Source organism: Pseudomonas sp. 31-12 (genome assembly GCF_003151075.1).
Lineage (GTDB): Bacteria > Pseudomonadota > Gammaproteobacteria > Pseudomonadales > Pseudomonadaceae > Aquipseudomonas.
This window is the reverse complement of sequence record NZ_CP029482.1, coordinates 1,730,415-1,755,285: the sequence shown is the minus strand read 5'-3', so window position 1 is coordinate 1,755,285 and position 24,871 is coordinate 1,730,415. Positions and strand designations below refer to the sequence as shown.

At 58.5% G+C, this 24,871-nt stretch carries 27 protein-coding genes and 1 tRNA gene; 7 read left to right on the top strand and 21 right to left on the bottom strand.

Features of this window, described 5'->3' with window-relative positions:
• Positions 1-4: 4 nt before the first annotated feature.
• The 4 genes from DJ564_RS08155 to DJ564_RS08140 form a co-directional block, all read right to left on the bottom strand.
• Entirely contained in the window at positions 5-721 is a 717-nt protein-coding gene (locus DJ564_RS08155; RefSeq protein WP_109628417.1) for a response regulator, read from the bottom strand.
• Positions 722-813: 92 nt separating this feature from the next.
• A complete protein-coding gene (locus DJ564_RS08150) occupies positions 814-1,461 on the bottom strand; it encodes a TetR family transcriptional regulator C-terminal domain-containing protein (RefSeq protein ID WP_109628416.1) in 648 nt (215 codons plus the stop codon).
• A 169-nt stretch (positions 1,462-1,630) separates the two neighbouring features.
• Positions 1,631-2,410 carry a class II aldolase/adducin family protein gene (locus tag DJ564_RS08145; protein WP_109628415.1) on the bottom strand — a complete coding sequence of 260 codons (780 nt, stop codon included), beginning with the start codon at positions 2,408-2,410 and terminating at the stop codon, positions 1,631-1,633.
• A 76-nt stretch (positions 2,411-2,486) separates the two neighbouring features.
• The gene (locus DJ564_RS08140) at positions 2,487-3,536 is read right to left on the bottom strand and encodes an ABC transporter substrate-binding protein (RefSeq protein WP_109628414.1); all 1,050 of its coding nucleotides are present in this window, start codon (positions 3,534-3,536) and stop codon (positions 2,487-2,489) included.
• A 216-nt stretch (positions 3,537-3,752) separates the two neighbouring features.
• On the opposite strand from DJ564_RS08140, the gene DJ564_RS08135 reads away from it, so the two are divergent.
• Both DJ564_RS08135 and DJ564_RS08130 read left to right on the top strand, forming a co-directional pair.
• Positions 3,753-5,714, top strand: a complete 1,962-nt coding sequence (locus tag DJ564_RS08135) for an FAD-dependent oxidoreductase (protein WP_109628413.1) — start codon at positions 3,753-3,755, stop codon at positions 5,712-5,714.
• A gap of 70 nt (positions 5,715-5,784) precedes the next feature.
• Positions 5,785-6,384, top strand: a complete 600-nt coding sequence (locus DJ564_RS08130) for a cupin domain-containing protein (RefSeq protein WP_162556264.1) — start codon at positions 5,785-5,787, stop codon at positions 6,382-6,384.
• Positions 6,385-6,529: 145 nt separating this feature from the next.
• Here the strand turns inward: DJ564_RS08130 and DJ564_RS31940 are convergent, their stop codons facing one another.
• The 3 genes from DJ564_RS31940 to DJ564_RS08115 form a co-directional block, all read right to left on the bottom strand.
• Entirely contained in the window at positions 6,530-6,787 is a 258-nt protein-coding gene (locus tag DJ564_RS31940) for a hypothetical protein (protein WP_162556185.1), read from the bottom strand.
• A gap of 23 nt (positions 6,788-6,810) precedes the next feature.
• Positions 6,811-7,176 (bottom strand): hypothetical protein, encoded by a 366-nt coding sequence (locus DJ564_RS08120; protein ID WP_109628410.1) that lies wholly within the window; start codon positions 7,174-7,176, stop codon positions 6,811-6,813.
• 248 nt (positions 7,177-7,424) lie between these two features.
• Positions 7,425-7,748, bottom strand: a complete 324-nt coding sequence (locus DJ564_RS08115; RefSeq protein ID WP_109628409.1) for a hypothetical protein — start codon at positions 7,746-7,748, stop codon at positions 7,425-7,427.
• A gap of 548 nt (positions 7,749-8,296) precedes the next feature.
• On the opposite strand from DJ564_RS08115, the gene DJ564_RS08105 reads away from it, so the two are divergent.
• Positions 8,297-8,587 carry a DUF3077 domain-containing protein gene (locus DJ564_RS08105; RefSeq protein ID WP_109628407.1) on the top strand — a complete coding sequence of 97 codons (291 nt, stop codon included), beginning with the start codon at positions 8,297-8,299 and terminating at the stop codon, positions 8,585-8,587.
• A gap of 105 nt (positions 8,588-8,692) precedes the next feature.
• Here DJ564_RS08105 and DJ564_RS08100 read toward each other — a convergent pair.
• From DJ564_RS08100 to dapA, 6 genes are all read right to left on the bottom strand, one after another.
• Positions 8,693-9,918 (bottom strand): IS3 family transposase gene (locus tag DJ564_RS08100; protein ID WP_371921989.1). Its coding sequence is split into 2 segments (ribosomal slippage): positions 8,693-9,567 and positions 9,567-9,918, totalling 1,227 coding nucleotides; the frame shifts between segments, so codons are not numbered across the junction.
• Between the two features lie 106 nt (positions 9,919-10,024).
• Positions 10,025-10,114: transfer RNA gene (locus tag DJ564_RS08095), tRNA-Ser, on the bottom strand.
• A gap of 83 nt (positions 10,115-10,197) precedes the next feature.
• Positions 10,198-10,911: a phosphoribosylaminoimidazolesuccinocarboxamide synthase gene (gene purC, locus DJ564_RS08090; protein WP_008034929.1), complete on the bottom strand. Its 714-nt coding sequence runs from the start codon at positions 10,909-10,911 to the stop codon at positions 10,198-10,200.
• 28 nt (positions 10,912-10,939) lie between these two features.
• Positions 10,940-11,698, bottom strand: a complete 759-nt coding sequence (locus tag DJ564_RS08085; RefSeq protein WP_109628406.1) for an MBL fold metallo-hydrolase — start codon at positions 11,696-11,698, stop codon at positions 10,940-10,942.
• 4 nt (positions 11,699-11,702) lie between these two features.
• Positions 11,703-12,818 carry an outer membrane protein assembly factor BamC gene (gene bamC, locus DJ564_RS08080; RefSeq protein WP_109628405.1) on the bottom strand — a complete coding sequence of 372 codons (1,116 nt, stop codon included), beginning with the start codon at positions 12,816-12,818 and terminating at the stop codon, positions 11,703-11,705.
• 17 nt (positions 12,819-12,835) lie between these two features.
• A complete protein-coding gene (gene dapA / locus DJ564_RS08075; protein ID WP_109628404.1) occupies positions 12,836-13,714 on the bottom strand; it encodes a 4-hydroxy-tetrahydrodipicolinate synthase in 879 nt (292 codons plus the stop codon).
• Positions 13,715-14,042: 328 nt separating this feature from the next.
• On the opposite strand from dapA, the gene DJ564_RS08065 reads away from it, so the two are divergent.
• A complete protein-coding gene (locus DJ564_RS08065) occupies positions 14,043-14,603 on the top strand; it encodes a glycine cleavage system protein R (RefSeq protein WP_109628402.1) in 561 nt (186 codons plus the stop codon).
• 10 nt (positions 14,604-14,613) lie between these two features.
• Positions 14,614-15,087: a peroxiredoxin gene (locus tag DJ564_RS08060; protein WP_109628401.1), complete on the top strand. Its 474-nt coding sequence runs from the start codon at positions 14,614-14,616 to the stop codon at positions 15,085-15,087.
• A 142-nt stretch (positions 15,088-15,229) separates the two neighbouring features.
• Here DJ564_RS08060 and DJ564_RS08055 read toward each other — a convergent pair whose 3' ends face one another.
• Together DJ564_RS08055 and DJ564_RS08050 are read right to left on the bottom strand one after the other, a co-directional pair.
• Positions 15,230-16,300 carry an AI-2E family transporter gene (locus tag DJ564_RS08055; RefSeq protein ID WP_109628400.1) on the bottom strand — a complete coding sequence of 357 codons (1,071 nt, stop codon included), beginning with the start codon at positions 16,298-16,300 and terminating at the stop codon, positions 15,230-15,232.
• Between the two features lie 31 nt (positions 16,301-16,331).
• A complete protein-coding gene (locus DJ564_RS08050; protein ID WP_007898654.1) occupies positions 16,332-16,571 on the bottom strand; it encodes a sulfurtransferase TusA family protein in 240 nt (79 codons plus the stop codon).
• A gap of 98 nt (positions 16,572-16,669) precedes the next feature.
• Between DJ564_RS08050 and DJ564_RS08045 the strand changes: the two genes are divergently transcribed.
• Entirely contained in the window at positions 16,670-18,103 is a 1,434-nt protein-coding gene (locus tag DJ564_RS08045) for a M48 family metalloprotease (RefSeq protein ID WP_109628399.1), read from the top strand.
• A 79-nt stretch (positions 18,104-18,182) separates the two neighbouring features.
• On the opposite strand, the gene DJ564_RS08040 is transcribed toward DJ564_RS08045, so the two are convergent.
• The 4 genes from DJ564_RS08040 to rpoE form a co-directional block, all read right to left on the bottom strand.
• On the bottom strand, positions 18,183-19,610 hold the full coding sequence (locus DJ564_RS08040) for a DegQ family serine endoprotease (RefSeq protein WP_109628398.1): 1,428 nt from the start codon (positions 19,608-19,610) through the stop codon (positions 18,183-18,185).
• Positions 19,611-19,792: 182 nt separating this feature from the next.
• On the bottom strand, positions 19,793-20,749 hold the full coding sequence (locus tag DJ564_RS08035; protein ID WP_109628397.1) for a MucB/RseB C-terminal domain-containing protein: 957 nt from the start codon (positions 20,747-20,749) through the stop codon (positions 19,793-19,795).
• 8 nt (positions 20,750-20,757) lie between these two features.
• Complete coding sequence (locus DJ564_RS08030; protein WP_109628396.1) at positions 20,758-21,345, bottom strand: sigma-E factor negative regulatory protein; 588 nt, start codon at positions 21,343-21,345, stop codon at positions 20,758-20,760.
• Between the two features lie 30 nt (positions 21,346-21,375).
• On the bottom strand, positions 21,376-21,957 hold the full coding sequence (rpoE, locus tag DJ564_RS08025; protein ID WP_007944079.1) for an RNA polymerase sigma factor RpoE: 582 nt from the start codon (positions 21,955-21,957) through the stop codon (positions 21,376-21,378).
• A 558-nt stretch (positions 21,958-22,515) separates the two neighbouring features.
• Between rpoE and nadB the strand changes: the two genes are divergently transcribed.
• Positions 22,516-24,132, top strand: coding sequence for an L-aspartate oxidase (nadB, locus tag DJ564_RS08020; RefSeq protein WP_109628395.1), 1,617 nt, complete (start codon positions 22,516-22,518; stop codon positions 24,130-24,132).
• Here nadB and DJ564_RS08015 read toward each other — a convergent pair.
• Together DJ564_RS08015 and DJ564_RS08010 are read right to left on the bottom strand one after the other, a co-directional pair.
• Positions 24,101-24,553 carry a protein YgfX gene (locus tag DJ564_RS08015; RefSeq protein ID WP_109628394.1) on the bottom strand — a complete coding sequence of 151 codons (453 nt, stop codon included), beginning with the start codon at positions 24,551-24,553 and terminating at the stop codon, positions 24,101-24,103. The genes nadB and DJ564_RS08015 overlap by 32 nt on opposite strands.
• Positions 24,537-24,791, bottom strand: a complete 255-nt coding sequence (locus DJ564_RS08010) for a succinate dehydrogenase assembly factor 2 (RefSeq protein ID WP_007944081.1) — start codon at positions 24,789-24,791, stop codon at positions 24,537-24,539. Before DJ564_RS08010 ends, DJ564_RS08015 begins: the two co-directional genes overlap by 17 nt.
• Positions 24,792-24,871 lie beyond the last annotated feature (80 nt).

Sequence of the window (24,871 nt, the reverse complement as noted above, 5' to 3'; positions counted from 1 at the left end):
AAACTCAGGCCGCCACGCTGGCGGTGAACAGGTAACCGGCGCCATGGATGGTGATGATCAGTTGCGGCTCAGCCGGGTCGTCGTGCAACTTGCGCCGCAAGCGTCCGACCAGCACGTCGATGGAGCGATCATTGGGCACCCACTCGCGGTTGCGGATCTGGTCCATCAATTGATCGCGGCTCAAGGTGTGGCCGCTGTTGCGCAGGAACACGCTGAGCAACTGGTATTCGCCGTGGGTCAGCAGGGTTTCGCTGCCGGAGGGGTCGATCAGCCGTCGCCGATCGGTGTCCAGCGCCCAGTCGGCGAATTGCTTGACCGGTTTCGCGATGGCCGCTACCGGTTGGGGCTCCTGCGCGTGACGAACCCGGCGGATCAGGTTTTTCGCCCGGGACACCAGCTCGCGTGGGTTGAGGGGTTTGATCACGTAGTCATCGGCGCCGCATTCGAGGCCGACGATGCGGTCGATTTCATCGTTGCGCCCGGTGATCAGAATGATCCCGACTTCCGAACGGACCCGCAGCTCCCGTGTCAGGGTCAGGCCATCCTTGCCCGGCAGGCGGATATCGAGCATCACCAGATCAACCGTCTGAGTCGCCAGAAAGGTTTCGGCCAGCTCCGCCGTGGCCGCGCAGTGGACTTCATAACCTTCCTGTGACAGGTAGGCGTGCAGCAGTTCGCGAATCAGCGGATCGTCATCGACGATCAGTACCCGAGGAGTCATCGCTAGGTGTCCCGCGTATGCCCGAAGGCGTGTTTCTTATTAGAGTGTTTTGTTGCCTTGGCGCCAGAGAGTATCGACAGCTGAACGACCGATCAACAGCCCGTCGTCTGGACGCAAAACCGTTGGCGACCGCCGGCCTGCAATCCATCGACCCAGGCTTCGCAAATCTGAATGCCTTGCTCCGGGGTAAAGGTGCCGGGGTTGAGGCCCGACTCCAGCCACAAACCGTCGAGCAACGCGCTGAGACTGATGGCGGCCAGATCGGCGTCGAAGTTTTCCCAGCCCTCCTCCTGCGCCAGCTCGGTCAGGACCTTGCGCAAGATGCCGCGGTACTCACCGTAGGAATGCTCGTGCGCGAGGTTGATCGACTCCGCCGTGCGCACCGCGCCCCAGAAGGCCAGCCAGGCATCGATCAGCTGCGGGTCGAGCAGTTCGGCGGAGAACGACCCGCGAAAGAACGCCGACAAGCGTTCGCGGGCGTTGGGCGCTGCGTGCTCCATCGCCTCGCGCAGCAAACTCATGACCCGACCGGTAATCGCCCGGTAGGCCTCGGCCACCAGTTCATCCTTGCCGGAATAATGATGGCTGATCAACCCGACCGAGACACCGGCCTCGGCGGAAATCTTGCGGATCGACGCGCCTTGGAAGCCGTGGCGCTTGAGGCAAACCAGCGTGGCTTCGATCAGGTTGGCCTTGCGCAACTCCGGCTCCATGCGGGAAAAACGGGCTTCCTGACTCATGCGCGACACTCTCCGTGGATCAATCGTTTAGGGCGCGGCTAGACAATCCGCGGGCTGAACGACTGTACAGCAAGAGGGAGGCAAGTCTCTAGTCAGTTGCACGCCATAGAAACCCTGTGGGAGTGAGTCTGCTCGCGATGGCGTCAGCCCATCCATTCAAAAACCCAGGTCAGTCCCGATATCCCGGCGCCACCCGCTCAAGCAATCGCAACAGCGCCGCCCAGGCCAACTGCATCGCATCAGGATCGCTCAGCTCGCCCTCGTCCAGCGGACGGCCAGGATCGTTGAACTGACGCTCGGTGTGTTCGCACACCTCGCTCGGCGGCAAAACCAGCTCACCCGCCGCCTGCGCGGCGAGCTGGATTTCACACGCTTTTTCCAGGTAATACATGCGCAAGAAGGCCTGGCTCACGGTCTCGCCAACGGTCAACAAACCGTGGTTACGCAGCATCAGCACCGGCTTGTCGCCAAGGTCTTGCACCAGACGCTGCTGCTCGCTCATGTCCAGCGCCACACCCTCATAGTCGTGATAGGCAACCCGACCATAGAACTCCATGGAAATCTGATTCACCGGCAACAACCCGCATTTCAACGCCGCGACCGCGCAACCGGATCGGGTGTGGGTGTGCAGCACGCACTGCGCATCTCCACGTGCACCGTGGATGGCGCTGTGAATCACAAATCCCGCCGGATTCACCGGGTACGGCGACGGCTCTACGGCACGACCATCAAGACCGATTTTCACCAGATTGGACGCGGTGATTTCATCGAACATCAGCCCGTACGGATTGATCAGAAAGTGATGTTCAGGCCCCGGCAGGCGCACCGAGATGTGGGTGAAAATCAGATCGGTCATGCGAAAGTGCGCGATCAATCGGTAACACGCGGCCAGCTCTTCGCGCAGACGCTGTTCCGTCGCGCTGCGCAGGTGGTTGGCGATCTCGTTCATTGTTGTGGTTCTCCAGGCTGATCGACTGCGCAAAACAGTAAGGCCGGACGCCGTGAAACGTCCAGCCGATTACGGATTACTTGCTGGCCCAGGCATTAAAACGCTCTTCGAGTTCTTCGCCGTGATCGACCCAGAACGCCACGTCCATCGACAGCGCGCCCTTCAGGTTCTGCGGCGCGGTGGGCACCCATTGTGCGAGTTTGCCGTCCAGTCTGGCCGCCGTTTCAGTGTTGGTCGGCCCATAAGGGATCTGCTCGACATACTTGACCTGGGCGTCCGGCTGATTGGCGAACGCGATAAAACGCTTGGCCTGATCGACATGTTTCGAGCCCTTGATGATCGCCCAGTAATCCATGCCGTACAGACTGCCCGGCCAGACCAGCCCGAGATGACTGCCACTTTGCGCAGCGGCAGCCACACGTCCGCTGTACGTCGAGGTCATCACCACATCCCCGGCCGTCAGCCATTGCGCCGGTTGCGCGCCGGCCTCCCACCACTGGATATAGGGTTTGAGTTCGGTAAGTTTGGCGAAGGCCCGGTCGACACCCTTTGGCGTGTTCAACACTGAATAAACGTCCTCGACCTTCACCCCGTCGGCCAGCAAGGCGAACTCCAGGTTGTACACCGCACGTTTGCGCAGCCCGCGTTTACCGGGGATTTTCTGCACATCCCAGAAGTCCGCCCAGGAGGTCGGTGCCTGCGCCAGTTTCTGCGTGTCGTAGGCAATCGCCACGCTCCACACCAGTGCAGCAGAACCGCAAGGCTGAGCCGCATCGGGAATCAATTGCTCGACGCGCCCCAGGCTTTTCCAGTCGAGTTTTTCATACATGCCTTCATCGCAACCGCGCATCAGGTCCGGGCCTTCAATCTGCACCACGTCCCAATCGGCGTTGCCGGTGTCGACCATCACTTTGATCCGCGCCATCTCACCGTTGTACTCACTCTGGATCAGCTTGCTGTGATCCGCGACGCTGAACGGCTGGAAAAACGCCACGTCCTGGGCTTTCTGGCCGGCGCCGCCGTAACCCACCACCACCATGTCCGGCGCTGCCTGAGCGCTGCCAAGGCCCATGGCCAGGGACAGCAACAAGGGATAAAAACCGTGCTTGAGCGTATTCGATTTCATCAGTGGTTCCTCTTGCAGGTGCCACGCGGAAAACGTCCACGTGACCCTTTTTTATTGTTGTGAGGTTCGCCCCAGGTCCGGGCGCCAAATGAATCTACTGCGAGCGCTAGTAAAAAAACAAGTTGATTTTTTACTACAGGTAAATTTCTATAGGCAAATAATAACAACGCCGAAAATCCGGCCTTTCGGCTTCAGCCTGCCTGGAGTACCCGTCCCATGCCGACCTCGTCCCCTGCTTTTGCGCACCTGTTCGAACCCTTGCAGCTGCGCGGCAAACGCCTGAAAAACCGCATCATGTCCAGCGGTCACGACACCTCGATGCCCACCGACAACCTGGTCAACGAGCAACTGGTCGCCTATCACACCGCGCGGGCCGAGGGTGGTGTCGGGCTGATCGTGTTGCAAGTGGCCGGTGTGCATGAAAGCGCGCGGTACACCTCACACGTGCTGATGGCCACTGACGACGCGTGCATCGAGGGCTATCGAAAAATTGCTGACAGTTGCCATGCCCACGACACCGTGGTGCTGTCGCAGATTTTCCATCCGGGTCGGGAAATCATGGAGTCCAGCGATGGCTTGCTGGCTGTCGCTTACTCGCCTTCAGCGGTGCCCAACGAGCGTTTCCGGGTGATGCCTCGGGCGCTGGATAAAGCGATGATCGACGAGATTGTCGCCGGTTACGGTGCCGCCGCCCGGCGCCTGTATCAGGCCGGAATCGATGGCGTGGAAGTGGTCGCCAGCCACGGCTACCTGCCGGCGCAATTCATCAATCCGCGGGTCAACCGTCGCACCGATGACTACAACGGCGAGCTGGAACAGCGCCTGCGGTTCCTGCGCGAAGTGATCGCCGCCGTGCGCGCCAACACTGATGAACACTTCATCATCGGCCTGCGTATTTCCGCCGACGAACGCGACCCCGAGGGGCTGACCGAGGATGAATCCCTTACCGCCGTGCAATCCCTGCAACCGCTTCTGGATTACGTGCACATCGTCGCCGGCACCTCGGCGTCATTAGGCGGCGCCGTGCATATCGTGCCGCCGATGGCGATCGAAGCCGCTTATCTGGCCAAGGAAGCCGGCACCTTCAAGGCCGGCCTGTCGATTCCACTGTTCGTCACCGGGCGCATCAACCAGCCGCAGGAAGCCGAACTGATCCTCGCTCGCGGCCAGGCCGATGTGTGCGGCATGACCCGCGCGCTGATCTGCGACCCACAAATGCCCAACAAAACCGACACTGGCCACGTCGAGGATGTGCGCGCCTGCATCGCCTGCAATCAGGCGTGCATCGGCCACTTCCACAAAGGCCTGCCGATTTCCTGCATCCAGCACCCGGAAACCGGGCGCGAACTGATTTTCGGCCAGCGGCAACCAGCCGCCCAACGCAAACGCATCATGATCGCCGGCGGCGGCCCGGCCGGGATGAAAGCCGCCGCCGTCGCCGCCCAGCGCGGACATGACGTGACCCTCTACGAAGCCAGCTCGCAACTCGGCGGTCAGGTTCTGCTGGCGCAATTGCTGCCTCGACGCGCTGAATTCGGTGGCGCCAGCACCAATCTGCAGCGGGAAATGGAACTGGCCGGCGTGCGCGTCGTGCGCAACACCCGGGTCGATCGGGCGTTGGTCGAACGCGAACGCCCGGACATGGTGATCGTCGCTACGGGCGCCGAACCGTATTGGCCAGCCTTCGAGCGCGGCGGCGAATTGCAGGTCGTGGATGCCTGGCAAGTGTTGCGCGATGAGGTGCAAATCGGCCGCTCCGTGGTGGTCGTCGACTGGCGCGCCGACTGGATCGGCCCCGGCATCGCCGAACGTCTGGTGCGCGCCGGGCACCAGGTGCAACTCGCCGTCAACGGCACCCATTGCGGGGAAAACCTGCCGTTGTACGTGCGCGATCAACTGGCCGGCGAGCTGCACAAACTCGGCATCCCCATCACCCCCTACGCCCGCCTGTATGGCTGCGACGACACCACCGTCTACTTGCAACACACCGCCAGCGGCGAACCGATGCTCTTCGAAAACATCGACACACTGGTGCTCTGCCAGGGCCATCAACCCGTCGACACCTTGGGCGCCGAACTGCAAGGCCTGGTGGAATTTCGCCGCATCGGCGACTGCCTCGCCCCACGCACCGCCGAAGAAGCCATCTACGAGGGCTTGAAAGTCGCCTGGACACTTTGAGGCTGTTTTATACTCCGGGGCTTTTACACAATCCCCGGTTTTGGAGCACGCCATGAGCAACAGCAGCAAGATGCCGCCTGCCAGCAGCGCGCCCACACAGGACAGCGCCACGGCAGCACCGCATTTTCTCGGCACACGGATTCGTGGGTTGCGCAAACGTCGAGGCATGACCCTGGCGGAACTGGCACAGATGAGCGAGCTGACGGCGGGGTATATCAGTCAGCTGGAGCGGAATCTGGCTTATCCGTCGATTCCTGCGCTGTTCAATATTGCTCGTAGCTTGGGTGTGACCATTCAGTGGTTCTTTGCCAGCGAGGGCAATACCGCGCCTGAAGATAACGGCGTTGTGGTGCGCAAGCACACTCGGATGAGCGTGCACTATGAGGACGGGATTGTGGATCAGCTGCTGACACCGCAGCCCAATCGGCAACTGGAAATGCTGCATTCACGGTTTCCGCCCGGGACTTACAGTCAGCAGAGTTACAGCCATGAAGGGGAAGAGGCTGGGTATTTGCTGTCGGGAAGTTTCGAGCTGTGGGTGGGGGAGCGGTATTTCCAGCTGAGTGAGGGGGATAGTTTCAGCTTTTCGAGTCAGGAACCGCATCGGTATGGGAACCCTGGAGATGTAGATGCGGTGGTGATCTGGGTGATTACACCGCCTTCGTTTTGAGGATTCGGCCGCCGTCTCGGTACTTGAAAGATTCAGGTGGCTCGACCACTGCAAAAAACCGGCGTCAGGCCGGTTTTTTGTTCGTTCGTTTACAACCACCCGAACCCTTTTCCCATCATGGCTGCCAAGCCCAGCGCCGTGGTGATCAACGCGCCGAACAGTAAACGAAAATCCGTTCGAGCTTCTTTGCGGTGCTCCCGAAAATCCGTTCGAGCTTCTTGCCGCTGCTCACGAAAATCAGTGCGAAGGTCACCGAGGTCGCGCCGGACGCATTCGATATGCGTTTCAAGTTTGGATACTCGCGGTTCCAATGGGTTTTCTCCTGGAGGACCTGGTGGTCTTCGTCCATGTTCTTCCCCGCCACTTCTTTTGTTGCTCGAAAAGCGGTCAGGGTAATGCTCATCAAGGTTTACCAGCACAAAAGGTTCACTCATCGCAGACCTCCAGCGCAACGGTTTTGCTGCCGTCTTCGACGACGATATCTGCCAGCACACTGAGCGAATGCAGGCGAATGAATCCGCAGTAAGTGCAGTTAAGCATCACCGCCGGCGTGCCAGAGCGTAAATACTCTTTGCCACACGCCCAAGGCAACCCTACACCCGTCGCCCCTACCTGGAGTGGCAACTCCCACTCATCATGTTCACAGAACGGGCACTCGGTATTCTTTATTCGCGCTTTGAAAATATTGGCCAACCGCCCGGTATCCAGATAAAGATCCCCAGGCATCGGCTTGCCTCGTGATACCCCGGTCTGATCATCATTCTGAAAACTATCTTCACTGCTGCTGTACATCGCTACCTCCTCCTTGAGGGAATGAATCATCGATTAACCGATCAACCAGAAGATGGTGCGTAACGTCCAGCCACCTGCTCGACCACGAAGTCATGACTGATGTCTTCGCTGAAAAACGAATATACCTTCGATCAATCTCGGACGTATCCGCGTAGAAAGTAGGACGATTCGCTTGTTTGTGTCAGCCCGGAATTATGGTTGTGAGACCTTTCCACGCGATTCTATTTCGAAGCTGACGAGCGTCAGCGTCACAGGTTTCTTAGATGAGTGGGGTCTTCAGTTGGAAAGGTCAATGGCCGTTCCGGTGCTGCACCGGCATCGCTCTGAGGTTCGGCATGAGGTTTGGAAATGATCTGGGCCACCAATCCCGACACACCCCTTTCAATCAGTGAAAGCAGCCCGAAAGTTATGAAGCCAAAGATCAGCCCGACAACCAGTATGCTCAAAGGGTGAATCTGCACGGCATCGGAGCTTTCCAGCATGTAGAGAAAAGCCTGAACAGCAACGGCCACGCAGGCCGCAACAGCTGCTATCAGCTTGATAATCAACCAAAGCCGCCGCCATCTGTTCATGCTCTTCCCCGCGATCCGGTGATTTAGCTCTTTATTGCATGATAGCTAATGAGCGGGATGCGCCATGTCGGAGTGGGGTCGGTGCAGAATATCCGGGTGACTCTCGATGAAGTTGTAGGCAAAATCCGAGAGTTGCGTAAGGAAGCGCGTTACTGTGCTTTTCAGCAAGCTACCGCCTTGTTGCTCCTATCTTTGTCGGGATACTCTCCAGACGTCGCTGCACATTCAGCGACCGGGCGTGAGACCCCGGGGACAATCAAGGCGCAAAGCGCCACAGAACCTATTACGGCGTTTTTTTTTCGTCAGCGATTAGGTTTTATGGCGGCTGTGCGTGGGAGGCTTTCGGGCCTACCGGTTACCTTGATTGCCGGGTCTCACACCACGCACCGCTGCCACCCCGCTTTTGAGACAGCGAAGTGGCAGTTCTTCTAATCAAGGGAACTGATAATGAACAAACTAAATCCGTTCGAAATAAAGCCTCTCACGCACCTGCCTTCTGCGCGGTGCTGTTCGTCACCTATTCACCTTTGCGTCTATGGAGGTGATCAATGAGCGAACCAACAGAAGCAAAAACCATCGGCTTCACCCCCATCTACTGCTCAGGAAAAGCGATGTTCCACGTCAGCGCTGGAGTTCCTGTGAGTGATGCATTGGCACAGGCCTCTGATTTTCTGTTCCTGGCCAAGGCGTTCACGGAAGACGCCGCCTACGTAAGAGACACCGACCGTCATGCCTGGGCCGCGCACTATTTAACGGCGATGGGCAAAGCGCTGCTTGATGATGCAGTGAAGGCGGTGACACCCAGACCGGCTCGGAAGGACAAGAAAGCCGCGAAATAGCGGCTAGCCATCCTGAGTAATCACACCAAAGTATCGGCGCGTTCACGGTTTAAAATGCCCTGACCGGGACATTGTGTCTAGTCCTGAAATAGGTTTACACCTATTTCACCCTAACGCCCGATGCACCGCATCGGGCGTTTTGTATTTTAAGGACAGGTGCGGGCGCTCTTGGTTGTAGATCAAGATCGCCTCCCGCACCATCTGCTCCGCTTGCGCCAAGTCTGTCGGTCGATGGAGCAAGAGTTCTGTTTTCAAGATGCCGTTGACCCGCTCTGCCATGGCGTTTTGGTAGCAGTCGTAGCCATCGGTCATCGAGCACGTGATGCCATGCCTGGCATGGAGCTTTTGATACAACGCTGAGCAGTACTGCACCCCTCGATCCGAGTGATGAACCAGTTTCTGGCGGGTTCGACGCGTCTTCAACGCCATGCGCAAGGCTTGAGCCACCGAGTCGGCATGCAGGCTACCGTGCACGTGGTAACCGACAATTTTTCTCGAGAACGCATCCGTGACCAGGCTCAGGTAGACCGGATCATCACGCTTGGTGGAGAGATAAGTGATATCGGCTACCCAGACCTGTTCCGGGCCGGTAGCGACGACTTGCTGCGGGCCTGGCTTTAGTAAATTGGGATGGCAGTGAAAGTGATGATGGCTGTCAGTCGTCTTGTGATAAGCCCGTTTTCTACGAACCAACTGGCGGTGCTCTCTTAGAACCTCAAACAAGCGATCCCGGCCTACATGTAGCTCCTGTTTCTCGCGCTCCGCGTGCATCAATGAGTGCAGTTTGCGGGCGCCAATGCAGGGCTGGCGCACCCGGATTGATTGCACAAACGTGATGAGTTTCTGATCTTGCTCGACTCGAGCCCGACAAACGCGATCTCGCTTGTAATAGGCTTGGCGACTGATCCCCATAAACTGGCAAGCCCTGCTGACACTCAGGGTTTGGGTTTGCGCAACGACTTGCCGGGCCGCTTTTTTACGACAGATACGCCGTAGTCGTTCTTCAGAACATCAACCACGTCTTCGAAGAATTTGGCTTTCTGATTTGCCAGGGCCAACTGTTCCTCAAGCTCTTTGATTCTCTGCTCGGGAGTCGGTGGCAAAGTTGGCTCGTCCATCGGTCGAGTCCTCTGGGAGCGAATGGATGCGCCTTGGCTCCAATCCTGTCGACCATGTTTACGTAACCAGACCAACACCGTCGACCGACCCTGAATCCCATAACGCCGTTGAGCTTCTTTATAACTCAACTCGCCTTTTTCGACCTGATCGACAACCGACAATTTAAAAGTCAGCGTGTAATCTCGCTGACTGCGTTTTGGACCCGTATCCATTGCACCTTCCTGATAAGAAGTCAGAAGGTGTAAACCTTATTCAGGACGAGACATTGGAAACAAAAAAGCCCCGTAACTTTTCAGCTACGGGGCTTTTTCTATGTAATGGCGGAGAGATAGGGATTCGAACCCTAGGTACCGGTGAAGGTACAACGGATTTCGAATCCGTCCCATTCGGCCACTCTGGCATCTCTCCAACGGCGCGCATCATAACAACACTTTCGCCGGAAGCGAACCCCCTAAGCGAAATTTTTCCGTGCTTTCAGATGCTTGCGTCGGTTAAAGCGGTACGCCCAGACGATTGGCGACTTCTTCGTAGGCTTCGATGACGTCACCGAGCCCCTGACGGAAGCGGTCCTTGTCCATTTTCTTGCCGGTGGCCTTGTCCCACAGGCGGCAGCCGTCCGGGCTGAATTCGTCGCCCAGAACGATGGAGCCGTCGGAGAAGACGCCGAATTCGAGTTTGAAGTCGACCAGCAGCAGGCCGGCGTCGTCGAACAGTTTACTCAGGACTTCGTTGACCTTGAGCGACAGTTCCTTCATGCGAACCAGTTGCTCGGCGGTGCCCCAACCGAAGGCCACGACGTGGGATTCGTTGATGAACGGATCGCCCTTGGCATCGTCCTTCAGGAACAGTTCGAAGGTGTAAGGGTTGAGCTTCATGCCTTCTTCGACGCCCAGGCGCTTGACCAGGCTGCCGGCGGCGTAGTTACGCACGACGCACTCGACCGGGATCATGTCGAGTTTTTTCACCAGGCATTCGTTGTCGCCCAGCAGTTTGTCGAATTGGGTCGGCACGCCGGCGGCTTCGAGTTTCTGCATGATGAAGGCGTTGAACTTGTTGTTCACCATGCCTTTGCGGTCGAGCTGCTCGATGCGCTTGCCGTCGAACGCCGAGGTGTCGTTGCGAAACAGCAGGATCAAGCGGTCAGCGTCGTCGGTCTTGAAAACCGATTTGGCTTTGCCGCGGTAGAGTTCTTCACGTTTTTCCATGATGGGCTCCGCTTGCTAAGTAGGTGGGCTAGGCGATGTGTCGCCAGTCGAGCCCTGAATCTTGATCGGCCAGTTGCAGCCAGTCCGGGTCGCACCCGAGGGTGTCGACAAAACATTGCCGGGCCAGCTGCGGCAGGTTGTTCTTGCTGCTCAGATGGGCCAGGACCAGGTGTTGCAGGCCTTGCCAGCCCAACTCAGACACCAGGAATGCCGCCTGGTGGTTGTTCAAATGTCCCAGTTCACCGCCCACCCGCTGCTTCAGGAAGTACGGGTAGTGACCGCGAGCCAGCATGTCACGGCAATGGTTGGACTCGATCATCAATGCATCGAGGTCCCGATAGCCGTCCAGCACCTTGTTGCAATAGGAGCCCAGGTCAGTCAGCAGGCCGAAGCGCCGCTCACCGTCGCTGAACACATATTGCGTCGGTTCCTGTGCATCGTGGGCCACGGCAATGACGCCGATGCTCAGTGCGCCGATCTGCAATTGCTCACCGCCAGCCAGAAAGCCAGCCGGTTCAATCGGTTTGCGCATCCCGCGCAGGGTCCCGCGACTGAGGTAGACAGGCAGATTGTAGCGCCGAGACAGCAAACCCACGCCATGCACGTGGTCGGCATGTTCGTGGGTCACGAGTATCGCGCTCAACTGCGCAGGGTTCACACCCAGGCGCAGCAGGCGTTTTTCGGTTTCCCGCAGGGAGAAACCACAATCCACCAGTACATACGTGTCAGCGCTGGTTATCAGCGTGCCGTTCCCTTGGCTACCGCTGCCGAGAACGGCAAAACGCATGTGATCAGCCCAAGTTGTCCTGAATCACGCTCAACACTTTGCGCGCCACTTCTGCTGGCGCCACGGTGTTGATGTTTTTCTCGACGGTGACCTGAACGTTCTCGCCAACCTTGCTCAGGCGAACCTGATAACGCTCGGCACGGGCTTCAACTTCTTCCTTGCTCGGCGCGCTGCCGAACAGGCTGCTGAAGAAGCCAGGCTTCTCGTCTTTCTTCTCGGCTTTTTCGGAGAGGTTGATGTAGTACAGGCCCAGGCTGCGGTTGATGTCTTCAACGCGCCATTCGCCCTGCTCCAGCGCACGACCGACGCTCGACCAAGCACGATCCAGGTCGTTGCCGACGTTCAGAACCGGGTTGCCGCTGCCGTCTTCGCTCAGGCTGACGCGACTTGGCGTATCAAAATCACGCGAAGCCAGCATGGAGACCGAACCGCCCTTCTCCGAGATGCGGCTCATGCTTGCGAGCATGTCGTCGACCAGTGCCGCGTCCAGGCCAGTGTTGACCGAACGGTTGGTGAAGGCCACGTCGGCGGTGCTACCGGCAGGACGCTCGGCACTGACCACGTAGACTTCACTGGTGTTGCGCTGCACGCCCGGCTCGATACGCACCCGAACGCGGGTTTCGCTGTCGGTGCTGACACCGGCGGCGCTCAGGCGCTTGGCCATCGCGGCCGACAGTTCGTCGGAATGCTGCCAGGTGGTGGTGAATTCGCCGGTCTGCGGCTTCTGGTCGTCCAGACGGAAACCGTTGTCCTGAAAGAACTGCACAGCCACTGGCCAGACTTCGGCCGGTGGGTTCTGGGCGACGATCCAGCGCGAATCACCGGTCTTCTGCAGGGAGTAGGCGCTGGCGTCGGCCCCAGCCGTCAACGGCTGCGGACGCGGCACGATGTACTCGCCCTTCGCGGAGTCATCGGCCACGTTGCGCGGGATCGGCAGCAACGGATCCAGACGCTTTGAAGTGCTGACGTCCGGTGGCAATTGCATAGGTGCAGTCTGTTGCGCTTCCAGGTAATCGCTACCACGGTCACGGAAATAACCTTCCGGGCCCCAGACCCATCCGCAGCCACTGGTGCTGGAGATAATCAAGGCAAGTGCGGAAAGTCCGGCCAATCGCTTCATGCGTAGTGCTTCCTCAATTAAACCAGTACGCCGGACTGGCGCATGGCCTGCCGCAGCGGTTCGTGACAGGCAGCGCTGAGCCAGGTGAGCGGCAGACGGATACCGTCCGGCATCAAGCCCATTTCATGCAGTGCCCATTTCACGGGGATAGGGTTGGATTCGATAAACAGGGTTTTATTGAGCGGCATCAGCTTTTCGTGAATCGCTCGGGCCGTGACGGCGTCACCTTTCAGGGCCGCGTTGCAAAGGTCACTCATTTCACGCGGAGCAACGTTGGCGGTCACAGAGATGTTGCCCTTGCCGCCGAGCAGGATCAGCTCGACTGCAGTGGCGTCGTCACCCGAGATCACCAGGAAGTCTTTGCTCACGCCGTCGATGATGGCCTTGGCACGGGTCAGGTCGCCGGTGGCTTCCTTGATGCCGATGATGTTTTTCACGGTCGACAGGCGGATCACGGTTTCAGCCAGCATGTCGCACGCCGTGCGGCCGGGCACGTTATAAAGAATCTGCGGGATGTCGACGGCTTCGGCGATGGCCTTGAAGTGCTGGTACAAGCCTTCCTGCGTCGGCTTGTTGTAGTACGGCGTGACCAGCAGGCAAGCATCGGCGCCGGCGGTCTTCGCGTTGGTGGTCAGCTCGATGGCTTCGCGCGTCGAGTTGGCGCCGGTCCCGGCGATCACCGGAATGCGCCCTGCCACCTGCTTCACCACGTAACGAATCACTTCGATGTGCTCGTTCACGTCGAGGGTGGCCGATTCACCTGTAGTGCCGACCGCCACGATCGCGTGGGTGCCGTTCTGCAGGTGAAAGTCCACCAGTTTGCTCAGGCTGTCCCAGTCGAGACGACCTTGTGCATCCATGGGTGTGACCAGTGCCACCATACTGCCCGCAATCATGCAACCGCTCCTGCCGGAAAAAGAGAGCGGTAATGGTACTGGCGCCAAGATGCTTGTACAAGCAAAGTACTGCGCTGCTGCCATTCCCCTTGGCGCTGCTTTTCGCTACCCTTCAGACTTTGATCGGTACTGACAAGCTCGTACGCCGGGTTTCAGCCTCCATTTTCGGCATCACAAGCCCCGATCCAGCGTTGCCACCCCTCGCTCCTGCCTTGATGGAGCACGTTGCAACCTTCGGCCCGGGTTTTCTGAATTCGCATCCGCAGGCTCGCCCCCGGTAGTAAAAGCCCGTAAAAGTATCGACCGCTCATCGCTTTAGGAATGCTGCATGTCCACCCCCACAGTTCGCGAACAATTCCTTGTCATCAGTGCCCTCGGCGCCAACCCCATGGAGCTGACTAACGTCCTGTGCCGCGCCAGCCATGAAAACCGCTGCGCCGTGGTCACTTCCCGCCTGACCCGTCATGGCGAGTGCAGCGCGCTGATCCTCGAGATCTCTGGCAGCTGGGACGCCCTGGCACGCCTGGAAGGCAGCCTCTCGGGCCTCGCCAAGAAGCACGCATTCACCGTAAATGTGGTGCGCAGCGCGGCGCTGGAGAATCGTCCCCAGGCCTTGCCTTATGTCGCTTATGTCAGCTCGGCCTATCGCTCGGACATCATCAACGAGCTGTGCCAGTTCTTCATGGACCACAACGTCGAGCTGGAAAACCTGACCTGCGACACGTATCAGGCGCCGCAAACCGGCGGCACCATGCTCAACGCCACGTTTACCGTGACCTTGCCGGCCGGCGTGCAGATCAGCTGGCTGCGCGATCAGTTCCTGGATTTCGCCGACGCGCTGAACCTGGACGCACTGATCGAACCGTGGCGCCCACAAAACCCAATGTAAGGAAGCTTTCATGGCCGTTGCCATCGACCAACCGGTTACCGACTTCGAAGCACCCGCCACCAATGGACAGACCGTCAGCCTCGCGGGCCTTAAAGGCAAGCAAGTGGTGATCTATTTCTATCCGAAGGACAGCACACCGGGCTGCACCACTCAGGGCCAGGGCTTTCGCGATCAGCTTGATGCCTTTAAAGCGGCTAACACCGAAGTCTTCGGCGTTTCGCGCGACAGCCTCAAATCCCACGAGAACTTCAAGGCCAAGCAAGCGTTCACCTTCGAGCTGATCAGCGACAAGGAAGAAGCGCTGTGCCAGTTGTTTGATGTGATCAAGCTGAAGAAGCTGTATGGCAAGGAATACATGGGCGTTGATCGCAGCACATTCCTGATTGATAAGGACGGCGTGCTGCGTCAGGAATGGCGCGGCGTGAAAGTGCCGGGGCATGTGGATGCGGTGTTGGCGGCGGCACAGGCGCTGAACAAGGGCTGATTATTTGGCGCCTGTTCTAACGCCATCGCGAGCAGGCTCGCTCCCACAGTTGACCGAGGTGGCGAGACTGACGCGGTCTAAAGTGGGACCGAGCCTGCTCGGGATGAGGCCATCTGCCTCACCACCTCATCCCGGTTGACCGTTAAAGCAGCGGCGCCACCACCGGCTCCTTCCGCGGCCAGGCATCCAGCACCGCCTTGAACAGCGTCGCCAGCGGAATCGCAAAGAAGACTCCCCAAAATCCCCACAACCCGCCAAACAACAGCACCGCGCAAATAATTGCCACCGGGTGCAAATTCACCGCTTCCGAAAACAGCAGCGGCACCAGCACGTTACCGTCCAGCGTCTGGATAATCCCGTAGACCGCCATCAAGTAAATGAACTGATCGCTCCAGCCCCACTGAAACAGCGCAATCAGCAGGACCGGCACGGTCACCACGACCGCCCCGACATACGGGACCACCACCGACACCCCCACCAACAATGCCAGCAGCGCTGCGTAGTTGAGCCCCAGGACGACGAAACCGATGTACGTCACACCACCGCAGATGAAAATCTCGATGACCTTGCCGCGAATGTAGTTGGCAATCTGCCGGTTCATCTCGTGGGCAACACGGGTAATCAGCGCCCGCTCACGCGGCAGATAACCGCGCACCCACTGGCCGATCATTTCCCGGTCCTTGAGGAAGAAGAACACCAGGATCGGTACAAGGACGAGGTAAATCATGATGTTCACCAGCAACGGCAGGCTCGACAGCGAAAACGTCAGCGCCCATTGACCGAACTTGCCGATCTCGCCGCGTGCCACTTCGATGGCCTGCAACACCTGCTCGTCCGAGACCAGATGCGGGTAACGCTCAGGCAGCAGCAACAACAGCGATTGCCACTTGGCGAGCATACCGGGCAGTTCATTGAACAGCGTGATCAACTGATGCCAGAGCAACGGCACTACGACAATGATAAACACCAGCAAAACGCCCATGAACAAGGCGAAGACCAGCCCCACTGCCACCCCGCCCGGCATGCGCAGGCGTTCGAGGGTCACGACCAGGCCTTGCATCAGGTACGCCAGCACCATCCCCGCGAGCACCGGTGCGAGCATGCCACCCAACGTGAGCACGGCGGTAAAGGCCAGAAACAACAGCACGGCCAGCACCACGGCTTCTTCATCGGAAAAGTAGCGCTGAATCCAGTCGCGTAACACCTTGAACATCAATAATCCTTAGAAATGAACGCAGCAGGTTTCAGGCTTTTTTCAACCAGTAGCGGTAAACACCCGCCTCATCTTCTTCGCGAAGCAGCGTATGACCGGCTAATCGGGCAAAGGTGCGAAAGTCGCGCTGGGAGCCCGCATCGGTGGCGATCACCTTGAGCACCGCGCCACTGGCCAATCGATTGAGCTCCAGCTTGGCTTTGAGCAACGGCAATGGGCAATTCAGGCCACTGGCATCCAGTTCGGCGTCATGGGTTACAGCGTCGGTCATTACAGCGCTCCGGGTCAGGGGATGGAGTTGCCTAGAATATCTGGTCCCAAGCCAAGTGTCCGGCTACAGTAAGGTCTTTGTCGACTAAGGCTTTGTGCATGACTTTTTTGCGCCCTACCCTGCTGACGCTCGCTTGCCTGCTCGCCTCACCGGGCTTCGCCGACGACCTGCCGTCACTCGGCGACGCCAGTTCTGCCATTGTCTCGCCGCAACAGGAATACCAGTTGGGCCGTGCATGGTTAGCGCTATTGCGCAGTCAGGTCTCGCAACTCAACGATCCGCAGCTCAAGGATTACGTCGAATCCAGCGTTTACCGACTGGTGGAAACCAGCCAGGTCAATGACCGGCGCTTGGAGTTCATCCTGATCAACAGCCCGCAGCTCAACGCCTTTGCGGCGCCGGGTGGGATTGTCGGGGTCAACGGCGGTCTGTTTCTCAACGCGCAGACCGAGGGCGAATACGCCTCCGTTCTGGCGCACGAATTGGCTCACTTGTCGCAACGCCACTTTGCCCGAGGTGTCGAAGCCCAACAGCGCATGCAAGTGCCGATGATGGCTGCACTGCTGGCCGGGATCGTCATTGCGGCTGCCGGAGCCGGCGACGCCGGGATCGCGGCGATTGCCGGCACTCAGGCGGCGGCGATTCAGGAACAACGACGATTCTCGCGCCAGAACGAACAGGAAGCCGACCGCATCGGCATCCTCAATCTGGAAAAGGCCGGTTACGACCCGCGTTCGATGCCGACCATGTTCGAGCGGCTGATGCGCCAATACCGCTTCGACGCCAAGCCGCCGGAGTTCCTGCTGACTCACCCGGTAACCGAATCGCGGATCGCCGACACCCGCAACCGCGCCGAACAGGCGAAACAGGGCGGCATCGAAGACACCATGCGCTATCAGCTGATTCGCGCACGCGTTCAGCTGGTCTATGAAGAAACCCCGGGCCTGGGTGCCAAGCGTTTCCGCGCGCAACTCGACGAGAACCCGAAAAGCGACGTCGCTCGGTATGGCCTGGCGATCGCCCAGATCAAGGGCGGCCAGTTGAATGAAGCGCGTGAGAACCTCAAGTTGCTGCTGGCCAAATCACCGAACGAGATCATCTACAACCTGGCGCAGGTCGATCTGGACATCACCAACAATCGTCTGCCTGATGCTCAAACGCGGGTTGACCGGATGCTGACCCAGTACCCTGGCAACTATCCGCTGAATCAGGTGCGTGTCGATCTGTTGCTCAAACAGAACCGCGCCGCCGATGCCGAGAAGGCGCTCGAAGCATTGCTCAAGTCGCGCCCGGACGATCCGGACGTGTGGTACCAGGTTGCAGAGACGCGCGGTCTGTCGGGCAACATTATCGGCCTGCATCAGGCTCGCGCGGAGTACTTCGCCCTGGTTGGCGACTATCGTCAGGCCATTCAGCAACTGGACTTCGCCAAGCGCAAGGCCGGCACCAACTTCCCGCTGTCATCGCGTATCGACGCCCGCCAGCGTGAGCTGATGGAGCAGGAGCGCATGGTCAAGGACATGATGGGCTGACCCTGCTTGCGGAACACAAACCGCAGACACAAAAAAACCGCCTCTTGCGAGGCGGTTTCTTATTCAGCCGACAACCGGTTTATTCAGCCAGTTTGAAGGTGATGAAGCTGGCACGACCTTGACGCAGAACCCGCATGGACACCGAACGATTCTTCGGCAGTGCCTTGGCGATTTCAGCGAACTCCTTGCTGTCGTTGATTGCCTGGTTGTTCAGGTGAGTGATCACATCATTTGGCTGCAAGCCGATGAGCGATGCAGGACCGTCCTGAACTTCCTTGATCACCACACCACCTTTGAGATCGTAGGTTTTCTTCTGCTCGGCAGTCAGATCAGCGACGGCAACGCCCAGACGATTGCTATTGGTTTCGACACCAGACTTGAGTTTCGAGTCCAGCTCTTTACCTTCGTCAGGAATCGCGCCAACCGTCAGCTCGACATTCTTGCGCTTGCCGTCGCGAATCACTTCAAGTTTGGCCTTCTCGCCTTCTTTCAGTGCGCCCACCAGGTGCGGCAGATCGGCAGACATGACGATCGGTTGACCGTTCATGGTCAGGATCACGTCGCCGACTTGCAGATCACCTTTGGCAGCCGGGCCGTCTTCCTGGATCTGGGCCACCAGCGCACCGGCCGGCTTTTCAAGACCGAACGACTCGGCCAGATCCTTGTTCACTTCCTGGATCACGACACCCAACCAGCCACGGCTGACTTTACCGCCGCTTTTCAACTGATTGGAAACGTCCATGGCCACATCGATAGGGATCGCGAACGATACGCCCATGAAGCCACCGGAACGGGTGTAGATCTGCGAGTTGATCCCGACCACTTCACCGGCCAGGTTGAACAGCGGTCCTCCTGAGTTACCCGGATTGATGGGCACGTCGGTCTGGATGAAAGGCACATAGTTTTCGTTCGGCAGGCTACGACCGACGGCACTGACGATACCTTGGGTCACGGTATGGTCGAAACCGAACGGCGAACCGATCGCTACGACCCACTGGCCAGCCTTCAGGTCCTGGGACTTGCCCAGTTTCAGGACTGGCAGATCCTTGCCTTCGATTTTCAGCAACGCCACGTCGGAACGTGGATCGGTACCGACCAGCTTGGCTTTCAATTCACTGCGGTCGGAGAGACGAACCAGAATTTCGTCGGCATCGGCGATCACGTGGTTGTTGGTCAGGATGTAGCCGTCTGGCGAAATGATAAAGCCCGAACCCAAGGACTGTGCTTCACGCTGGCGATCACCGCGAGGCGAGCGTGGCTGCTGCGGCATACCCCGCTCGAAGAACTCGCGCAGCGCTGGTGGCAAGCCCTCAAGGTCGGGCATCTGGCTGGACACTCTGCGGTCCGGCAGCTTTTGCGTGGTACTGATGTTCACCACCGCGGGTGAGGCCTGCTCGACCAGTTGGGTGAAGTCCGGCAATTCGACTGCTTGAGCAGTGACCGCCTGACCGAGCACCAACACGGTGGCAAAAATGGAAAGATAAGACTTCAAGCGTGGTATCGACATACGGCTCCCGTTACGACGAGCATGGTTAAGCGATATGGAGCAAGGAACACCGGGAAAGATACGCCGGTATTTTTGTTCCGGGAACAACAAAACAAGGCCAGAGCCGTGAGGCTCTGACCTATAGAAAAATTCAGGTTTTCTTGCAAATTGAAATGTTCACCAAACATTTCGATATCAGCTCACTATTTGGTTGCAGTGGCATCAGAGCGCATGGACAGCGCAATCCGTTCAGCAGTACCAATTGGAATTTCACCGACAACAGTCACCATCATCTCACCTTGAGGCGTCGTCAAGCGTCGAGAAACAGCAACGGTAGGGCCTAACTGGGTGCGGGTGTCTGTGAGGGTGGCACCGTTCAGTGGCTCGAGGAATACCGAGAACCTCGCCAGACCGTCGTCGTACATCAGACTGTTGACCTGGGTTTTGGTCTCTGGATCCTTGCGGGAGCTGCTGCTGATCAACTCGAAACCGGGGGGAAGCCAATCCGAATGCCAAACCTGGGCAGCCTTGACCGCAGAAGCCTTGTCACCGTCGAGGTTGACAGGCTTGCAATCTTCACCTGCCTGCAAGTCGGTGTCTGATGGCACGCTGGCAGTATTCAACTGGGTGAACTGGAAACGCTCCAGCAACTGCCCTTTGTCATTGAGCAGCAATGACTTCAGCGGCAAGCCGGTTTCTTTATCGAGGTGAAGTTCAAAACCGTAGCGATGCTGATCACGTGGCTTCAGTGAAACAATCACTGCCGCACGCCCAGCCACACGCGACTTGCCAATGACGGCAAGCTCATACCAATTCTTTAACTTTTGTGGATCGAGTGCACGAGCAGCGGAGTTGGGAGAATCCCCGAGCCCTGCTATCAGGGTGCCGCTGACGCATTGAGTATGCCCATCAATGCGCACGACTTCCTGTGCGGAGCCGTCGAGCTGGAGTAAACGCTCGCGGACCTTGCCATCCTGGACACGGTGCCAGATGTTATGGGTAGAAAAACTACCGTTACGCTCGTAAACGAAAGTGCCGTGGAAGCTTTGCTGTTGCTCGGCCTGACCAAGACGGGTTAACCAGTCCTGGGCTTCATCGGCGTGGGCTGGAACAACAAACCAGCCACCGAGCAGAAGCGAAAGTAGAGGTATGGCGCGCATGATCCTCCTTAACGGTTTTCCAGGCTTGCTGCACGAGCGTAAGGCAGAGCGCTCTCAGTACCTTTCAATGCAGCTTGTTGAGCATGTTGGCGCAAGTAGCCTGGCAGACGCTGATCGTGCCAGCCTGGTTGACCTTGCAATACGCCGTTGGCCATAGGGCCAGTGGCTTCCGAACTCTCATTGTAGCCTGCCAACACAGCTGGACCCTTGACCTGAGGAACGGCCAGACCCGGTTGAGTGGATTGCTGAGCAAGTTCGACACCCGCGATCTCGTCCTGGTTGTACAGACGCACACCTGCCAATACGGCAACGGTCACCGAAGCAGCGACAGCCAGACGACCCAGGCTGCGCCATGGACCACGGGAAGTTTTTGCCGGTACGGCTTCGTCGGCCAAAGCAGCAGAAACTGCCGCGGCGATGTCCAGACGTGGAAGCAGCAGATCCTTGTGCATAACTGCCCGAGCGATCTGATAACGAGCCCATGTTTCACGGGTTTCAACATCGTCAAAGGCATTCAATACCCGACGCAATTCCAGTTCGTCCGCTTCGTTATCCATCACTGCGGACAGCGATTCCTGCAGGGCTTCACGACTCATGGCGTTCCTCTCTTGGCTATCGCCGCTGTCTCAGTTTTCCTGCAACAACGGCTGCAGGGCTTTATCGATGGCCTCCCGAGCGCGGAAAATCCGGGAGCGCACGGTACCCACCGGACATTGCATGACGGCCGCAATGTCCTCGTAACTCAGACCATCGAATTCACGTAAAGTTAACGCCGTACGCAAATCTTCTGGCAGTTGCTGAATGGTTCGATGGACGGTGCCTTCGATCTCATCCCGCAGCAATGCGCGCTCTGGCGACTCGAGATCCTTGAGGCCATGATCGCCATCGTAGAACTCTGCATCTTCGGAACTGACATCGCTATCCGGCGGCCGACGGCCGCGTGAAACCAGATAATTCTTCGCCGTGTTGATGGCGATGCGGTAAAGCCACGTATAAAACGCGCTGTCTCCGCGAAAGTTTCCAAGTGCGCGGTAGGCCTTGATAAAGGCTTCCTGTGCCACATCCTGGGCTTCATGGGTGTCGTGCACGAAACGCACGATCAACCCGAGAATTTTGTGCTGGTATTTCAGCACTAGCAGATCGAAAGCTCGCTTGTCGCCGCGCTGAACGCGCTCGACGAGCTGCTGATCCTCTTCCTGGGTTAGCATGAACACTCCTCGATAAGCTCGGAGGAGGCTTGCATAACTAAACGACCAGACTTGCAAACATAGACTCGGGCTTTTCGCAAAAGTTCTCCCCCTCCAAGCAAGTTTCCTGCGGGCTCTGATTTGGCACGCACGAAAAGCGCAGCTCGGCATGACCCGGCTGCGCGAATAATCTTGTTGTCGGATTCACTGGCCAGGGCCAAACCACGAGCCCCGTCCTGAAACCGACACTGTCCTTCTTTTCAGGCACCGTCTATTGATCTTGGGCCTTTGGCAAAAGTTCCAAATATTTATAGCCGGACGAAAGGGACATTGTGCAACCGTGAATAGAAAAAGACTGTTAAATCGTTGATACAGTCGCCTAGTCACCGAACCGGCCGAAAAAACATCCGACGAAGCGTCGGGTATTTTCCGTCACAGTAGTTTCACAATGCCATATGCGCTCGGGTATTGTGCCGCTCCCCCCCTCTATATACTAGTGGGCTGTGTGGCTACCTTGACTCGCCGTTCCAGGAGTCTTGCGCCAACCCCGACCCGGGTCGCTTTGAGCGGAATCCTGAAATGAGCCAACAGTTTCAACACGATGTTCTGGTCATTGGCAGCGGCGCTGCCGGTTTGAGCCTTGCGCTGACCTTGCCCAGTCATTTGCGCATCGCCGTACTGAGCAAAGGCGACCTCGCCAACGGCTCGACGTTTTGGGCCCAGGGCGGCGTCGCTGCCGTTCTGGATGATACCGATACTGTCGAATCCCACGTCGATGACACCCTCAATGCCGGCGGTGGACTCTGCCACGAAGACGCCGTGCGCTTCACCGTCGAGCACAGTAAAGAAGCCATCCAGTGGCTGATCGACCAAGGCGTACCGTTTACCCGCGATGAACAATCCGGCACCGAAGACGGTGGATTCGAGTTTCATCTGACCCGCGAAGGCGGTCACAGCCATCGACGCATCATTCATGCCGCCGATGCCACGGGCGCAGCGATCTTCAGAACTTTGCTCGCCCAGGCCAGACTGAGACCCAATATCGAGCTGCTTGAGCAGCGGGTCGCCATCGATCTGATCACCGAAAAACGCCTGGGCCTCGAAGGCGATCGCTGCCTCGGCGCTTACGTGCTGAATCGCGGCACTGGCGAAGTCGACACCTACGGCGCACGATTCGTGATCCTCGCCTCCGGTGGCGCGGCCAAGGTCTACCTCTATACCAGCAACCCCGATGGAGCCTGCGGTGACGGCATCGCCATGGCGTGGCGTTCGGGCTGCCGGGTGGCGAATCTGGAATTCAACCAGTTCCACCCGACCTGTCTTTATCACCCGCAAGCCAAGAGTTTCCTGATCACCGAAGCCTTGCGTGGCGAAGGTGCACATCTGAAGCTGCCCAACGGCGAACGCTTCATGCAGCGCTTCGACCCGCGTGCCGAGCTCGCGCCCCGGGACATCGTCGCCCGCGCCATCGACCATGAGATGAAGCGCCTGGGTGTCGACTGCGTCTACCTGGACATCAGCCACAAGCCCGAAGCGTTCATCAAGACCCACTTCCCGACGGTGTATGAACGCTGCCTCGAGTTTTCCATCGACATCACCAAGCAACCGATTCCCGTGGTTCCGGCGGCGCACTACACCTGCGGCGGCGTGATGGTCGATCAGAATGGTCGCACCGACGTGCCGGGGCTGTATGCCATCGGCGAAACCAGTTTCACCGGCCTGCACGGCGCCAACCGCATGGCCAGCAATTCGCTGCTGGAGTGTTTCGTCTACGCCCGTTCGGCGGCGGCGGACATTCTGGAACAGTTACCGCAGGTTTCGATTCCGATCGCCCTGCCCGTCTGGGATGCGAGCCAGGTCACCGATTCCGACGAAGACGTGATCATTGCGCACAACTGGGATGAATTGCGGCGATTCATGTGGGACTACGTGGGTATCGTGCGCACCAACAAGCGCTTGCAACGCGCGCAGCACCGCGTGCGGCTGTTGCTGGACGAAATCGACGAGTTCTACAGCAACTATAAAGTCAGTCGGGACTTGATCGAGTTGCGCAACCTGGCCCAAGTGGCGGAACTGATGATCCAGTCCGCCATGGAGCGCAAGGAAAGTCGTGGCCTGCATTACACCCTCGACTATCCGGACATGCTGCCGGTCGCGCTGGACACTATTCTGGTGCCGCCCACCTACGCCGACTGAATGTGAGCCTCACGCGCAGGCGTCGGTGCACATCCGCCGCCTGCGAATCCCGGGGAACGCAGATCGATCTGACCCGTCGCTCTCCTGACAGTCGAAAACGCAGCACCACGACCAACGGCAACGCCAGGCTGTCCGGCCGCAGCTGCACGGGTTGCCAACCTGAGGCCTGATTCCACAACTGCCAGCCATCGGCATCGCGACGCAAGCCGCGGTATGCCCGTGGATGCGTCAGCAAAATCTGTCGCGGCAGCAGCCAAACGCCGTGAACCACGCACAGCGTAATGCCGAGCAAAAGCGCCCAGACTGGAATCGAGAGAAGAAACAACGAACCCAGCGCGAACAGCTGGGCCACAAGATACGCCGCCAGCAACTGCCGCGAGGCATGCCAGCGGCATTCGAACGCATTACTTGGGCTGGACACGATCCAGGATCATGCGGACCATGCGCTGAAGCTCCGGATCTTCCGATTCGGCGCGTTCCATGAACCAGCCGAACATGTCCTGATCTTCGCATTCGAGCAACTTGCGGTAGCAATCGCGGTCGACGTCGTTGAGGTGCGGGTAGACCTCTTTCACGAACGGCACCAGCAATACGTCAAGCTCGAGCATGCCGCGGCGGCTGTGCCAGTAGAGGCGATTCAGTTCAACATCTTCGACCATGGAGCGCTCCTCAAATAGGCGGCAAGTATACAGCCCCGAGCCCGGTCGAACACTCGGCTTTGGTCGGGCGCCATCGATCC

Coding starts and splice junctions, on each gene's coding strand:
- DJ564_RS08155 (WP_109628417.1), bottom strand. CDS start 721: ATGACTCCTCGGGTACTGATCGTCGATGACGATCCGCTGATTCGCGAA.
- DJ564_RS08150 (WP_109628416.1), bottom strand. CDS start 1,461: ATGAGTCAGGAAGCCCGTTTTTCCCGCATGGAGCCGGAGTTGCGCAAG.
- DJ564_RS08145 (WP_109628415.1), bottom strand. CDS start 2,410: ATGAACGAGATCGCCAACCACCTGCGCAGCGCGACGGAACAGCGTCTG.
- DJ564_RS08140 (WP_109628414.1), bottom strand. CDS start 3,536: ATGAAATCGAATACGCTCAAGCACGGTTTTTATCCCTTGTTGCTGTCC.
- DJ564_RS08135 (WP_109628413.1), top strand. CDS start 3,753: ATGCCGACCTCGTCCCCTGCTTTTGCGCACCTGTTCGAACCCTTGCAG.
- DJ564_RS08130 (WP_162556264.1), top strand. CDS start 5,785: ATGCCGCCTGCCAGCAGCGCGCCCACACAGGACAGCGCCACGGCAGCA.
- DJ564_RS31940 (WP_162556185.1), bottom strand. CDS start 6,787: ATGAGCATTACCCTGACCGCTTTTCGAGCAACAAAAGAAGTGGCGGGG.
- DJ564_RS08120 (WP_109628410.1), bottom strand. CDS start 7,176: ATGTACAGCAGCAGTGAAGATAGTTTTCAGAATGATGATCAGACCGGG.
- DJ564_RS08115 (WP_109628409.1), bottom strand. CDS start 7,748: ATGAACAGATGGCGGCGGCTTTGGTTGATTATCAAGCTGATAGCAGCT.
- DJ564_RS08105 (WP_109628407.1), top strand. CDS start 8,297: ATGAGCGAACCAACAGAAGCAAAAACCATCGGCTTCACCCCCATCTAC.
- purC (WP_008034929.1), bottom strand. CDS start 10,911: ATGGAAAAACGTGAAGAACTCTACCGCGGCAAAGCCAAATCGGTTTTC.
- DJ564_RS08085 (WP_109628406.1), bottom strand. CDS start 11,698: ATGCGTTTTGCCGTTCTCGGCAGCGGTAGCCAAGGGAACGGCACGCTG.
- bamC (WP_109628405.1), bottom strand. CDS start 12,818: ATGAAGCGATTGGCCGGACTTTCCGCACTTGCCTTGATTATCTCCAGC.
- dapA (WP_109628404.1), bottom strand. CDS start 13,714: ATGATTGCGGGCAGTATGGTGGCACTGGTCACACCCATGGATGCACAA.
- DJ564_RS08065 (WP_109628402.1), top strand. CDS start 14,043: ATGTCCACCCCCACAGTTCGCGAACAATTCCTTGTCATCAGTGCCCTC.
- DJ564_RS08060 (WP_109628401.1), top strand. CDS start 14,614: ATGGCCGTTGCCATCGACCAACCGGTTACCGACTTCGAAGCACCCGCC.
- DJ564_RS08055 (WP_109628400.1), bottom strand. CDS start 16,300: ATGTTCAAGGTGTTACGCGACTGGATTCAGCGCTACTTTTCCGATGAA.
- DJ564_RS08050 (WP_007898654.1), bottom strand. CDS start 16,571: ATGACCGACGCTGTAACCCATGACGCCGAACTGGATGCCAGTGGCCTG.
- DJ564_RS08045 (WP_109628399.1), top strand. CDS start 16,670: ATGACTTTTTTGCGCCCTACCCTGCTGACGCTCGCTTGCCTGCTCGCC.
- DJ564_RS08040 (WP_109628398.1), bottom strand. CDS start 19,610: ATGTCGATACCACGCTTGAAGTCTTATCTTTCCATTTTTGCCACCGTG.
- DJ564_RS08035 (WP_109628397.1), bottom strand. CDS start 20,749: ATGCGCGCCATACCTCTACTTTCGCTTCTGCTCGGTGGCTGGTTTGTT.
- DJ564_RS08030 (WP_109628396.1), bottom strand. CDS start 21,345: ATGAGTCGTGAAGCCCTGCAGGAATCGCTGTCCGCAGTGATGGATAAC.
- rpoE (WP_007944079.1), bottom strand. CDS start 21,957: ATGCTAACCCAGGAAGAGGATCAGCAGCTCGTCGAGCGCGTTCAGCGC.
- nadB (WP_109628395.1), top strand. CDS start 22,516: ATGAGCCAACAGTTTCAACACGATGTTCTGGTCATTGGCAGCGGCGCT.
- DJ564_RS08010 (WP_007944081.1), bottom strand. CDS start 24,791: ATGGTCGAAGATGTTGAACTGAATCGCCTCTACTGGCACAGCCGCCGC.